A 13411-nucleotide genomic window follows, 5' to 3' on the forward strand; every position below is an offset into this window, starting at 1 on the left:
GGCGCACCTCGACGAGGTCGCCGCCTCTCCTTCGTCGTCGAAGCCCGGAGGGATCGGCGACGCCGGACTATGCTCGTTATCTTTCCCGCCATTTCAACAAGGCCCTCCCAGTCGATGAATCTTTCCAGCAACAGCGCAGATGTTTCGGGTCCGGTTCCGCAGATGCGCCTGTACTCAGATTGGCTCAAGGCGACGCAGGGCCTCGACTTCGCGAGCTTCGAGGATTTGCGGCGTTGGTCGGTGGGTGACCTTGCTGCCTTCTGGCGCAGCATCTGGGACTATGATGAAATCGAATCTGCGGCCCCGTTCACCTCGGTACTGAGCGACGATCCCATGCCGCAGGCGCGCTGGTTCGAGGGCGCCGAGGTCAGTTATGCGCGCCACATATTCCGGCATGCGGCCGCAGCGGATGAGGCCGGCCAGCCGGCGATTGTCGCGATGAACGAGCGCGGCGACACCGTCGAACTGAGCTGGGCCGAGCTTCGCCGGCAGGCGGCGTCGCTGGCGCTTGAACTGCGCCGGAACGGGATAGGCAAGGGGGACAGGGTTGCGGCCTATCTGCCCAACATTCCGGCGGCAGTCATCGGCCTGCTCGCCTCGGCGAGCCTCGGCGCGATCTGGACGCTCTGCTCGCCCGACATGGGAACGAGCGCGGTGCTCGACCGGTTGCGGCAGACGAAGCCCAAGGCCCTGATCGCGGTCGACGGCGTCCTTTATGCGGGCAAGGCGATGGACCGTAGCGCCGCCGTCGCCAAAATATGCGCTGAGCTGCCGTGTATCGAGCGATTGTTCCTTGTTACCAGCGGGTATGGGGCGGCTGCCGTGCCCGGCGCGCTCGACTTCGCCGAGGCGGTCGGCCGCGCCGATGCCGCGGTGGCGGCGTTCGAACCCGAGTGGCTACCCTTCGATCATCCGCTATGGATCCTCTACTCGAGCGGGACAACCGGACTGCCGAAGGCGATCGTGCACGGGCACGGCGGTGTACTCCTCGCGACCGCCGCCGGGCGGCTCCATTTCGATCTCGGGCCGAGCTATTCCGCAAACAACTTCGGCGACCGGTTTCACTGGTTCAGCGCAACGGGCTGGGTCATGTGGAATATCCAGGTCGGCGGACTGCTCAGTGGCACGACCATCTGCATCTTCGACGGCTCGCCGAGCGGAACGAAGGCCGCTCCCGACTGGAGCCGGCTCTGGGATTTTGCCGCGCGGAGCGGTGTGACCTGGTTCGGCGCCGGCGCCGCCTTTTTCGCAAGCTGCCGCAAGGCAGGTCTCGATCTGGCGGGTTTCGGTGGGCTCGGCGGCATTCGCGCGCTTGGCAGCACCGGCTCGCCGCTTCCGCCCGATGTACAGCGCTGGGGATCGGCCGAGTTCGAAGCGGCCGGGCGGCCCGGAATCTGGTGGTGCAACGTCAGCGGCGGGACCGAGATCGCTGCCGCTTTCATGGCCGGCAACCCGGAACTGCCCGACACGCCCGGCAGGCTCCAATGCCGCCATCTGGGCGCCGCCATCGAGGCATGGAACGAAAACGGCCAGCCCGTCATCGACGAGGTGGGTGAGCTTGTTTGCACGCAACCTTTCCCCAGCATGCCGCTCTGTTTCTGGGGCGACGAGGATGGCAGCCGCTATCGCGAATCCTATTTTTCCGAATGGCCGGGGATATGGCGCCACGGCGACTGGCTGACGATCGGTGCCGACGGCGGCTGCGCGATCTCGGGCCGCAGTGACGCGACGATCAACCGGCACGGGCTGCGTATGGGCACCGCCGAGATCTACGCGGCGGTCGAAGGCCTGCCGGGCGTTGCCGATACGATGATCATCGATGTCGAGGATGGCGCGGGTGGCAGCACGCTGATCATGTTCGTTGTCCCGGCCGAGGGGGAGCACCTTCATTCCGCCATGGAAACAGCGATCGCATCGGCTATCCGCACCAGCCTCTCGCCGCGCTTCGTGCCCGATCGCCTGATCGCTGCGCCGGCTATTCCCCTCACGCTGTCGGGCAAGAAGCAGGAGCTTCCTATCAAACGGCTGTTTGCCGGCTGGCCGGTTGCAAAAGTGATCAATGCCGACGCAACTGCCACGCCAGACATTCTGCCCTGGTATATCGAGCAGGCACGGCGCTGGCATCGTGCGGGAGATGCCGCATGAAGGCGGCCGTCGTCGGGGCAGGGCTGATGGGGACGGAAATTGCGCTGGTCTTCGCGTTGGCCGGCCATGATGTCCTGTTGACCGATCTATCGGAAGAGGCGCTCGATCGCGCGATGGCGCGGCTCGGCAGCCTCATCGAGAAAGGCATCTCGCGGCAAGCCTATGCTGCCGACACCGCGCGCGAGGCGCTGACCCTTATTCGGCCGACGACGAAGATTGTTGAACTTGCCGACCGCGATCTCGTGACCGAGGCGGTTTTCGAATCGCTCGACGCCAAGGCGGGCGTCCTCAAGGCGCTCGACGATTTGTGCGCGCCGCACTGCATCCTCGCGTCGAACACGTCGACGCTCCCGATATCGACGCTCGCGGCCTCTTTAAGGCCCGGGCGCCGCCCGCTCTTCCTCGGCACCCACTATTTTTCGCCCGTGTCGCGAATGCAGCTTGTCGAGATCATCCCGGCCTTTGCCACCGATCGCGCGACGATCGAACAGGTTGCGGCGTGGCTGGAAGGCGTGGGCAAGCAGCCTGTCGAGATCAAGGATGTGGCCGGGTTCGCCGTCAATCGCATGCTCCACGCCCTTCTCATCGAAGCTGTCCGCCTAGTGGAGGAGGGGGTGGCAACGCCGGCCGATCTCGATACGGCTTGCCGTCTCGGGCTGGGGCATCCGATCGGTCCGTTCGCGATGATGGACGTCGTCACGTCGGACCTTTGTCTGCAGGTGCAGGATATTTTGCACGATGCTTATGGCGAGCGGTTCAGACCTCCGGCGCTGCTCAAGCAGCGCGTCGCGGCGGGGCTGGGTGGTGGCAAGGGCCGCCCCGGATGGACGCGCAACGGATAAAGGAAGGGGGAGAGTTATGGACACCTTGGAATTGCAGGACCGGCCGGCGCCCGCTGCTCGCCGCGAGCCGCGCAATCGGGGGCTGGTGCTCGGGATGCTCTGCTTCGTCTACGTGCTGAACTTCCTCGACCGGCAGCTCGTATCGATCCTTGCAAAGCCGATCCAGGACAGCCTCCAGATCAGCGATAGTCAGCTCGGCCGGATCACGGGTTTCTATTTTGCATTATTCTATTGTTTCATTGCCATCCCGGTCGGTTGGCTCGCGGACCGTACGAACCGGGTGAAGGTTCTCTCGATCGCCTGCGGCCTGTGGAGCGCCGCAACCGCCGCCTGCGGCATGGCCGCCAATTACGGACAGCTCGTCGTCGCGCGCATGGCGGTCGGCATCGGGGAGGCGGGCGGAGTGCCGCCGTCCTATGCGATCATCTCGGACACGTATTCCCGCGAGCAGCGCGGGACCGCCATGGGCATTTTCAATCTCGGGCCGCCACTCGGCTCCGCGCTCGGCGTCGCCTTCGGCGCGTCGCTGGCTGCCGCCTATGACTGGCGCATCCCCTTTTATGTTGTGGGCGCGATCGGCGTGCTCACCGCCATCATCGTCTATCTGGTCATTCCCGAGCCCGAGCGGGGTCGGTTCGATCCGGTGCCGGCGACCACGGCGACTGACGTTCCCGCTCAAAGCTTCGGCTCGGCCATCCGAGCCTTCTTCGGCAACCGCATTCTGGCGGTGGCTGCCTTGGCGAGCGGTGCTGCCAACTTCATCACCTATGGCCTCAGCAATTTCGCGACCCTCTTCCTGATGCGCGAGAAGGGCATGAGGCTCGAAGATGTCGCGATCTGGTATGCCCTCGCAGTCGGGCTCGGAATGGGCACCGGCATCTTCGTCGCCGGCCGTCTGATCGACCGCTTCGCGGTGAAGAACAAGGCCGCCTATGCCAGCATTCCGGCGCTCTCGCTGCTCCTCGCCTTGCCCTTCTTCCTCGGCTTTGCGGCTGCCGATCGCTGGGAGATCGCGCTCGCGCTGCTGTTCGTTCCGCTGTTCCTCAACTCCTTCTTTCTTCCCGCGACCGTCACCTTCGTCCAGGGCGAAGTCGATCCCGGCGCGCGGGTGATTTCGGGGGCCTTGCTACTGCTGGTCATGAACCTGATCGGCCTTGGCCTCGGTCCGACCTTCGTCGGCATGGCGAGCGACTATTTCCGTGCCGACTATGGCGAGCATGCGCTGCGGATGGCCTATTATGCGCTGGCGCCCATGTATCTCGTCGCCGCGCTGCTCTTCGTCTGGCTCGCCCGGTTGATCCGGAATTCGGAGACCGGACGGGCGGACGCATCAACTCTCGGGAGACAATAATGAAGCGGATATCTGGCATCGCCCTGCTGGCGGGCGTCGCGGCGGGATCGCTGGTTCCGGTGAGCGTTGCGGCGATGGCGCCGGCTTCCAGGGCAGCCTCCGCGATCGAGGCGCCTGCGGCGCGTTGCGCGAGCCTCGCCGGATTGAAACTTGCCGACACCAGCATAACGAGTGCGGTCCTTGTGCCGGGTAAAGAGGCAGAGGCTTCGCTCGTCGGCGATGCGGCGGGATATCGCAGCTTCTGCCGTGTCGTCGTGCATGTCCGCTCAGCCCCCGGGTCCGACATCGGCGTCGAAATCTGGCTGCCGGTGGAGGGATGGGCCGGTGTATTCCACGGTAATGGCAACGGGGGCTTCGCCGGCATTCTCGCGGGCGGCTATTCGGGGATGGCGGATGGCCTGCGGCGCGGCTTTGCGACCGCGACGACCGACGCCGGTACGGCGCCCGCGACGCCGCTCGAGGGCGATGCGCTTATCGGGCAGGACCGCAAATGGCGTGACTGGGGACGGCTGTCGACGCATGTGATGACGACCACCGGCAAGGCGATCACCAAGGCCTTCTATGGCCAGCCGGCAAAACGCTCATATTACACCGGCTGCTCGACCGGTGGACAGCAGGGGCTTATCGAGTCGCTCTATTATCCCGACGACTATGACGGCATTCTCGTGGGCGCGCCGGTCATGAACCGGACCTGGGGCCACGCCGCGGTCCTGTGGGACTATGCCGCGGCGCATCGCACGCCGGGCAACCTTCTGTCGGACGCCAAGCTCAGGCTGCTCAACCGGGCCGCGGTTGCGACCTGCTGGAAACAGGGGCATGGCATCGCCGGCGACCGGTTCGTCTCGGATCCGATGAGCTGCAAGTTCGATCCCGCTGTCCTCGCATGCAAGGGCGGCGCATCCGACGCCTGTCTCACGCCGGCTGAGATCGAGACCGCCCGCGCTTTTTACTCGGGGCCGATGACTGCGGAAGGCAAGGCAAGCTATTTCGGCTGGTTGCCCGGTAGCGAGATGCCCGACACCTTCGGCTGGGCCTTCCTCCAGAAGCCGATCAACGAAGAACCGCCGTTCGGCGCCCTGTTCAAATGGGTGTTCGGAGCGGACTGGGACTGGAAAAGCTTCGACTTCGACCGGGATATGCCCTTGGTGGATCAGCGGCTCGACGCGATCGTCAATGATGCGACGCGGGGCAGCCTCAAGGCCTTCGCCGCCCGCGGCGGCAAGTTGATCGTCTATCATGGACTCGCCGACACGCTCGTCGCGCCTGGACAATCGGTGGCTTTTTACGAGCGGCATGCGAAGGACTTCGGCGGCATGGACAATCTGGCGAACAACGCGCGCCTGTTCCTCGCACCCGGAATGATGCACTGCGGCGGTGGCGCCGGTCCCGATGCGTTCAATAGCACGCTCGGCATTCCGCCGCAGCCGCCCGGTTATAACGCGAAGCATGACATCTTCTCGGCGCTGATCGACTGGGCCGATGGCGGCAAGGCGCCGGAGAGCATCATCGCGACCAAGTTCGCGAGCGACGACGCCGGAAGGGTGGAAATGCAGCGGCCGCTCTGCCCTTATCCCAAGAAGGCGGTCTATCGCGGCTGGGGTTCGACGGCTTCGGCGAGCAATTTCGCCTGCACCGCGCCGGACGAACGGTAAGCGGCAGGTGTTGAATCGCAGGGAATTTTCGCGCCTTGCGGTTGCGGGTGCGGCCTCGGTCGCCGCGCCAGGCTCCTCGTCCGCACTCGCTTCGGAAAGCAAGATAAGATTCCGCGCACTGGCGTCATCGCACGTACCCGGCGAGCTTGGCGTCGCGATCTACGAGCCGCCGGGCTACGACACTGCGCGCGCCGAGCCCTATCCGCTCCTGCTTCTGCTCCATGGCGGGAATGGCAGCGAGAAGGACCTGCTCTTCTTCAAGAGCGTCTTTGACAGCGAAATCGCCTCGGGCCGTATTCCGCCGCTGGTCATCGCGATGCCGAGCGGGCGTCGCTCGCTCTATATGGATTTCCGGGACGGGACGGAGCGCTGGGAAAGCTTCATCCTGTCCGACGCGCTGCCGTTCATTAGACGGTCGGCACATCTCGATGCGGTACGTGCAGGAACCTTCATCGGCGGCGTCTCGATGGGAGGGCTTGGCTGTTTGCGCATCGCGTTCAAGCATCCCGAACTGTTTGCGGCCGTACTCGCTCTTGAGCCTGCGATCGAAGCCGCGCTGGAATGGAACGGTGTGGGGCCGCATACGCGTTTCTGGCGGCCCGAGCGCGTCCTTTATCCGATATTCGGCGAGCCTGTAGATGCCGCGTACTGGGCGCTGAATAATCCCGCGACGATCGCGAGCGGTGATCCTGATCGATTGCTCGACCTTCGCATCTATCTCGAGGTCGGCGACCAGGATGCGTTGTATCTCTATGAAGGCGCCGAATTTCTGCACCGCGTCCTGTTCGACGTCGGCCTCGCTCACGAATATCGATTGGTACACGGAGCCGATCATGTGGGTGGATCGCTCCTGCCGCGCATGGCAGATGCGCTCGGCTTCCTGGGGCGGCAGCTCGCGCCACCGGACTGGATCGATCGAAGCGTGCTGAACTTTCGCAGTACAATGGACCAGGGCAAGCGTGCCGCCGGCATCGAGATCGAGCATGCTGATCCTCGCCGTTTGAAGCGTTAGTCAGGAGCGGCTTCGTTTAGCTGTCGAGCCCTTCGAACTCCTCGTAATCCTCGCTCCCGCCACGTTGTTGCGAGGACTAGGACGGATATTTTCGAAGTGTCGCGCCGACGGCGACTGCCTGCCGACCGTCTGTGTTTTTGCAAAGGATGCCTCGATGCGGCCGTTCCGTAATCGGCCAAGCGCGGCGACATCTCGCCAAATCGCTTTCGCGCGCATCCAGTTGCCGGAAGCCGCGTTCTCGAACGATGAGATGGCGGATCGGAACAGCAGGGTGGAGCATCGCGTCGCAATATGCCGACCGGTTTCCGGATGCGGGCTTTGCGCTCGAACGCTATGCGCACTGCTTTTCGTGCATCGAGATCAATTCCTCCTTTTACCGCTCGCATCGTCCCGCCACCTGGACACGGTGGGCGGCGATCGTACCCGAGGACTTCCGCTTTGCGGTGAAAGTGCCGCGCACGATCACGCATGAACGCCGCCTTCGCGATTGCGGTGACTTGATTGCGCGTTTCGTCGATGAGATCGCCGGGCTGGGGCCGAAGCTCGGCGTCCTGCTCGTCCAGTTGCCACCCAATCTAGCCCTCGATGTCGAAGTGGCCGAGCGCTTCTTTGCCGGGCTTGGAGCCTCGACATCCGCTCGCATTGCCTGCGAGCCTCGCCATGCGAGCTGGTTCGAAGCCGGCGCTGAGCGCCTGCTGGCGACGCGCGAAGTCGCGCGGGTCGCCGCCGATCCGGCGCGCGTCCCTGCGGCCGGAGTGCCGGGCGGCTGGCGCGGGCTGTCCTATTGGCGCCTTCACGGGTCGCCTATCATATATCGCTCGCCTTATGGCGCGGAGCGGATCGCCGACTATGCGGCTTTGATCGCGTGCGAGCATAAGGGAGCAGAGCCACCCTGGTGCATTTTCGACAACACTGCCGCGATGGCGGCGATGGGTGACGCGTTTGAACTTGTTTCGCAGGTGTCGCGCTGATGGAGACGGAACAGCGTCCGGACGGTGACATGATAGATGTTCTGATCGTTGGCGCGGGCCCCGCCGGTCTTGCGGCCGGCCTGTATCTCGCACGCTATAGGCGCCGAGTCCGGATCGTGCACGACGGCAGTTCGCGCGCGCTCTGGGTCCCGCGCTCGCGTAACGTCCCCGGTTTTCCTGATGGGATCATCGGGGCCGATCTCATCGCGCGGATGAGTGACCATGCGACGCATTATGGCGCCGAGATTGCCGCGGGGAAAGTTGTCGAAATCGCGCGGCGAGACGATGAGGGCTTTCGCGCAATCCTCGAAGGCGGTGCGATCATCGACGCGCGCGGGCTGATCCTCGCGACCGGCGTCGACACCAATCTGGCGCAGCTCGACAGCGGCGATCATGGGGCGGCCGTGCGCAGCGGCGTGCTGCGCTATTGCCCGATCTGCGACGGCTTCGAACATAGCGATGAGCGGATCGCGGTCCTCGGTTCCGATCTCCACGGCGCCGCCGAGGCAATGTTCCTGCGGCAATATTCGCGCCACGTCACGCTCATCCCGAAATGGCAGGTGGCGCTCACCGACAAGCAGCGGGGCGAACTCGAAGCGAGCGGCGTCGATGTTCTCGAAGGCCGCGTCCTGCGCCTCGACGCCACCGAGGAGGCGATGTTCGTCGCGATCGAGGGCGAAGTCGCGCCGCGCCGGTTCGACACGCTCTACCCGGCGTTCGGATCGACGCCGCGCAGCGAGCTTGCCGCCATGCTGGGGCCGTTGACCGACCCCAATGGCTGCATCCCGTTCAGCGCTTTTTCGGACGGACTGCTTCCCGGCGTTTATGCCGCGGGCGACGTCCTTGAAGGTCTCGACCAGATCAGCGTCGCGACGGGGCAGGGCGCGATGGCGGCGACGCGGCTCCACAACTGGCTCCGCGAACAGGAGGGGCATGTGATGGCCGACCAGAAATAAGTCGGTCTGGGTCGTGGAGCGAAACTTCGGAGCGAGCGGGGGGTTGAGAACGCATATGTCCTCCGATCCAAGGAACCGACCATGGCCAAGAAGCCCGCACCGTCCCCTGCCACCGACCACGCCCTTCGCGATCATCAGCCGGGAGAGGGGCAAGCCGCGCCGACCGACAGCCGAGGCAAGGGCGATGAACTGCATCAGGATGTCGGAGATGGGGTCGCCGATGCGGCGGCCCATCTGACCGATAATTTCGGTCATCGCATTTCGGACAACCAGAATTCGCTGCGCGCCGGCGAACGCGGGCCGACGCTAATGGAGGACTTCGTTCTCCGTGAGAAGATTTTCCACTTCGACCACGAGCGTATTCCCGAGCGGATCGTCCATGCGCGCGGGTCGGGCGCGCACGGGGTGTTCGAGTGCACCAAGGCGATCCCGGGGCTCACCAAGGCATCCATCTTTCAGAAAGAGGGCGCGACCTGCCCGGTCTTCGTCCGCTTCTCGACCGTCGCCGGCGGCGCGGGCTCGGTCGATACCCCGCGCGACGTGCGCGGCTTCGCGGTCAAGCTCTACACCGGCAGCGGCAATTGGGATCTCGTCGGCAACAACATCCCGGTGTTCTTCATCCAGGACGCGATGAAGTTCCCCGACCTCGTCCACAGCGTCAAGATGGAGGCCGATCGCGGATATCCGCAGGCGGCGAGCGCGCACGACACCTTCTGGGATTTCATCGGGCTGATGCCCGAGGCGATGCACATGATCATGTGGGCGATGTCCGACCGCACGATTCCGCGCAGCCTGCGCATGATCGAGGGCTTTGGCGTCCACACCTTCCGTTTCGTCAATGAAAAGGGCGAGGGAATATTCGTCAAATTCCACTGGAAACCCGTGCTCGGCATCCAGTCGACGACATGGGACGAGGCGGTCAAGATCGCCGGTGCCGACCCCGACTTCCACCGCCGCGACCTGTTCGAGGCGATCGACGCGGGCGATTTTCCGGCTTGGGACCTAGGCGTGCAGCTGTTCGACGAAGCGTTCGCCGCCAAGCAGCCCTATGACGTGCTCGACGCCACCAAGCTGATTCCCGAGGAAGATATCCCGGTCGAGATCGTCGGTCGCATGACGCTCAACCGCAACGTCGACAATTTCTTCGCCGAGACCGAACAGGTCGCTTTCCTGCCGTCGAACATCATTCCGGGGATCGATTTCAGCAACGATCCGCTGCTGCAGGGCCGGCTCTTCTCCTATCTCGACACGCAGAAATCGCGGCTGGGGACGACCAATTTCCACCAGATCCCGATCAATGCGCCGAAATGCCCGTTCCACAATTTCCAGCGCGACGGGATGATGCAGACGCTCGTACCCACCGGGCGCGCCAATTACGAGCCCAACAGCCTTGCCGAAGCGGGCGAGAACGGCGGCCCGCGCGCCAGCGTCGAAACGGGCTTTACGACCTTCGCTACAAACGACGAGCGCAACGATCCGGCGCAAAAGCTGCGCATCCGCGCCGAACTCTTCGCCGATCATTTCAGCCAGGCGCGGCTCTTCTACCTGTCGCAGACCGAGAATGAACAGGCGCATATTGCCTCGGCGCTGGTCTTCGAACTGTCGAAGGTCACGCTCGATCATGTTCGCGCCCGCGTCGTCGGTCAGCTGCGCAACATCGATGAGGACCTGGCCAAGCGTGTCGCCGCGGGGCTCGCCATCGATCTGCCGGCGAAGGAAAAGGCTGCGCGTGCGCCCGTCGATCTTAAACCTTCCGACGCGCTGTCGATCCAGAAGAATGCCGACGACACCATGGAGGGACGCAAGGTCGCGATCCTGTTCGCCGAAGGATCGGACAAGGCGGCGATCGACAAGCTGAAAGGCGATATCGAAAGCGCCGGCGGCACCGCCTTCCTCGTCGCGCCGAAAGTCGGCGGGATCAAGGTCAAGGGCGGCACGCTCAAGGCCGACGGCCAGCTTGCGGGGTCCCCCTCGGTACTGTTCGACGCCGTTGCGTCGATCCTGACTGGCGACCAGGCCAAGCTGCTGTCGACGCAGGGCACCGCGGTCCAGTGGTTCATGGATGCCTATGGCCATTGCAAGACGATCGCGCATGATGAGGCGACACAGTTGCTGCTCGACAAGGCCGGAGTCGAAAAGGACGGCGGCGTCGTTGCCATCGACAAGTTCGCCGACGTTGGAACGCGGCGCCACTGGGCGCGCGAAACCAAGGTGCGCGATCTTGCCTGATCGCCTGTCCCGGTGAGCCGCGCATCGGCGACCCATCATCGCGACCTCCGGACCGGCCAGTCGATCTGGTCGGCTCGGCGTCGTCCGTCCATCGAGGAAAAACCGCTGACCCGCGATGTCGCGTGCGACATTGTGGTGGTCGGCGCTGGAATATCGGGCGCGCTGATCGCCGAACAGTTGTCCGACGCGGGGTTCGATGTCCTCATCGTCGACCGCCGCGGCCCCACGGACGGGTCGACCGCCGCGTCGACCGCGATGTTGCAATATGAGCTCGACACACCGCTGTCCTTGATGGCCGAGCGGATCGGGCGCGACAAAGCCGAACGCATCTGGCGCCGCTCGCGCCAGTCGGTCGACGCGCTGCGCGAACGGACCGAAAGGCTCGGCCTCGATGTCGATGGCGCGACGCGCGGCTCGATCTATCTCGACGGCAATGTGCTCGATGCGGCGGGGCTTGCGCGCGAAGCCGAGGCGCGGCGCCGGGCCGGATTTGAAATCGAATTGCTCAAACCCGCACAGGTCGAGGATCGCTACGGCATCAAGGGCCGGCATGCGATCATCGGCTACGGCAATTATTCGGCCGATCCACGCCGCCTCGCCGCAGGCTATCTGAACGTTGCGATTTCGCGCGGTGCACGGCTCTATGCCCCGGTCGATATTTGCGACGTCGCTCCCTCCGAGGCGGTCGTGACGCTCCGTTCCAAAGACGGACCTGCCATCCGCGCCAAACATCTCGTCGTGGCGACGGGCTATGAGATGATGAAGGGCATCCCGCGCAAGGGAAACAGGATCATCTCGAGCTGGTCGATCGCCACGCGCCCGCAGCCCCGCGCCATCTGGCCGACCGCGGCGATGATATGGGAAGCGGCCGATCCCTATCTCTACATCCGGACCACCCCGCGCGGAGAAATCATCTGCGGCGGCGAGGACGAGGAAATCGGCGACGCGGCTCTCCGCGATGCCAAGCTCGCCGACAAGGCCGCCACGCTGTCGCGGAAGCTTGCTGCGCTGTTGCCGGGGGTGGACGCGACGCCCGCATATAGCTGGGCCGGAAGTTTCGGCGACAGCCCGGTCGGGACACCGACCATCGGCCGCATTCCCGGCATGCCGAACTGCTATGCCGCGATGGGATATGGCGGAAACGGGATCACCTTCTCGATGATGGCGGCGCAGATGCTGCGCGGGCTGATTTGCGGTTATGGCGATCCCGACGCCGATCTGGTCAGCTTTCATCGCAAGTTCTGACCCGGAACAATCCGCTGTTCGGCCGATGAATGCATCGCCGGTGCCCGCCACGACGAACGTCGGGCCCGCGAGCGTGAGGCCAGGCGAATTTTTTCGCGATGGCGACCGGCCGTTCGCGCGGCGCAGCCTCGCTTCACCCCGTCCGACGGGAACTTCGGCGGTCTCCAGACGTCGCTGAAGGGAGGGCGGGGCGCCGCGCGCAGCGCGACAGGAAGGAGCCCGGAATGATAGACGAACAGGACGCGCATACGCAGCAGCCCGGTCTCGACGGTCGCCGCGCCATCATAACCGGCGGCACGACGGGGATCGGGCGTGCCATCGCCGTCCTGCTGGCAAGCTACGGCGTGCGGGTTTTCGTCTGCGGGCGCACCCCCGAGCATCTTGCCGATGCGCTGCGCCGCATCGACGAGGTGGGCGAGGGCGACGGCATCAATGTCGATCTCTCGATCGCCGACGATGTCGATCGCTTCTTCGAGGCAGCGGCCGCCTATCTCGGCGAGATCGACATCGCGATTATCAACGCTGCGATCCCTGCGGCAGCGCTCGCCGACAGTGGCGAGAGCGAAACGCGCTACCAGCTCGACACCGACCTCACTGCCTATCTCATCTGCGCGCAGGAAGCGGCCCGAAGGATGTCGGCGGGGAGCGACATCGTCTTCATCGGATCGATGTCGGCGGTATCGAGAGGAGCGGGCGGTTCGATCTATGTGGCCGCCAAATCGGGTATCCAGGGCTTTGTGCCCTCCTTCCGCAAGGAACTTGCCGAAGAAGACATCAAGGTCGGGCTGATCGAGCCCGGATTCACCGGCGCCGACTTCCAATATCCCGAGTTCCCGCCCGAGAAGCAGCGCGAGCTCATCAACGAGGACAAGATGCTTCGCGCCGAGGATATCGCGGTGGCGGTCCACTTCATGCTGACCCAGCCGCGGCGCTCCGCGGTGTCGCTCATTCGCGTCGAGACGCGGCTGGAGCATCCCTGATCCCGGCGCCATCATTGCTTGCCCCGCG

General features: G+C 64.7%; 10 protein-coding genes. All 10 read left to right on the plus strand.

Going from position 1 to position 13411, the window contains the following annotated elements; genetic code table 11:
* Positions 1–114: 114 nt before the first annotated feature.
* Positions 115–2145, plus strand: a complete 2031-nt coding sequence (locus AC07U1_RS18350; protein ID WP_495178014.1) for an acetoacetate--CoA ligase — start codon at positions 115–117, stop codon at positions 2143–2145.
* A complete protein-coding gene (locus AC07U1_RS18355) occupies positions 2142–2987 on the plus strand; it encodes a 3-hydroxyacyl-CoA dehydrogenase family protein (RefSeq protein ID WP_495178013.1) in 846 nt (281 codons plus the stop codon). Before AC07U1_RS18350 ends, AC07U1_RS18355 begins: the two co-directional genes overlap by 4 nt.
* A complete protein-coding gene (locus AC07U1_RS18360) occupies positions 2884–4338 on the plus strand; it encodes a spinster family MFS transporter (RefSeq protein ID WP_495178012.1) in 1455 nt (484 codons plus the stop codon). The genes AC07U1_RS18355 and AC07U1_RS18360 overlap by 104 nt, the downstream gene beginning before the upstream one ends.
* Positions 4338–5990, plus strand: coding sequence for a tannase/feruloyl esterase family alpha/beta hydrolase (locus tag AC07U1_RS18365; RefSeq protein ID WP_495178011.1), 1653 nt, complete (start codon positions 4338–4340; stop codon positions 5988–5990). Before AC07U1_RS18360 ends, AC07U1_RS18365 begins: the two co-directional genes overlap by 1 nt.
* A 7-nt stretch (positions 5991–5997) precedes the next feature.
* Entirely contained in the window at positions 5998–7002 is a 1005-nt protein-coding gene (locus tag AC07U1_RS18370) for an alpha/beta hydrolase (protein ID WP_495178010.1), read from the plus strand.
* Positions 7003–7247: 245 nt separating this feature from the next.
* The gene (locus AC07U1_RS18375) at positions 7248–7973 is read left to right on the plus strand and encodes a DUF72 domain-containing protein (protein ID WP_495178009.1); all 726 of its coding nucleotides are present in this window, start codon (positions 7248–7250) and stop codon (positions 7971–7973) included.
* A 29-nt stretch (positions 7974–8002) separates the two neighbouring features.
* On the plus strand, positions 8003–8929 hold the full coding sequence (locus tag AC07U1_RS18380; RefSeq protein WP_495178008.1) for an NAD(P)/FAD-dependent oxidoreductase: 927 nt from the start codon (positions 8003–8005) through the stop codon (positions 8927–8929).
* Positions 8930–9010: 81 nt separating this feature from the next.
* The gene (locus AC07U1_RS18385) at positions 9011–11158 is read left to right on the plus strand and encodes a catalase (protein WP_495178007.1); all 2148 of its coding nucleotides are present in this window, start codon (positions 9011–9013) and stop codon (positions 11156–11158) included.
* Positions 11159–11170: 12 nt separating this feature from the next.
* Entirely contained in the window at positions 11171–12403 is a 1233-nt protein-coding gene (locus AC07U1_RS18390) for an NAD(P)/FAD-dependent oxidoreductase (RefSeq protein WP_495178006.1), read from the plus strand.
* Between the two features lie 224 nt (positions 12404–12627).
* Entirely contained in the window at positions 12628–13383 is a 756-nt protein-coding gene (locus AC07U1_RS18395) for an SDR family oxidoreductase (RefSeq protein WP_054587255.1), read from the plus strand.
* Positions 13384–13411: the final 28 nt, after the last annotated feature.

The organism is Sphingopyxis sp. GW821-FHT02C12 (assembly GCF_059421785.1).

What these genes read in the sequence shown, in the direction of transcription:
- AC07U1_RS18380 (WP_495178008.1), top strand. Translation starts at nt 8,003, where the DNA reads ATGATAGATGTTCTGATCGTTGGCGCGGGCCCCGCCGGTCTTGCGGCC.
- AC07U1_RS18360 (WP_495178012.1), top strand. Translation starts at nt 2,884, where the DNA reads ATGCTTATGGCGAGCGGTTCAGACCTCCGGCGCTGCTCAAGCAGCGCG.
- AC07U1_RS18375 (WP_495178009.1), top strand. Translation starts at nt 7,248, where the DNA reads ATGAGATGGCGGATCGGAACAGCAGGGTGGAGCATCGCGTCGCAATAT.
- AC07U1_RS18385 (WP_495178007.1), top strand. Translation starts at nt 9,011, where the DNA reads ATGGCCAAGAAGCCCGCACCGTCCCCTGCCACCGACCACGCCCTTCGC.
- AC07U1_RS18355 (WP_495178013.1), top strand. Translation starts at nt 2,142, where the DNA reads ATGAAGGCGGCCGTCGTCGGGGCAGGGCTGATGGGGACGGAAATTGCG.
- AC07U1_RS18350 (WP_495178014.1), top strand. Translation starts at nt 115, where the DNA reads ATGAATCTTTCCAGCAACAGCGCAGATGTTTCGGGTCCGGTTCCGCAG.
- AC07U1_RS18365 (WP_495178011.1), top strand. Translation starts at nt 4,338, where the DNA reads ATGAAGCGGATATCTGGCATCGCCCTGCTGGCGGGCGTCGCGGCGGGA.
- AC07U1_RS18395 (WP_054587255.1), top strand. Translation starts at nt 12,628, where the DNA reads ATGATAGACGAACAGGACGCGCATACGCAGCAGCCCGGTCTCGACGGT.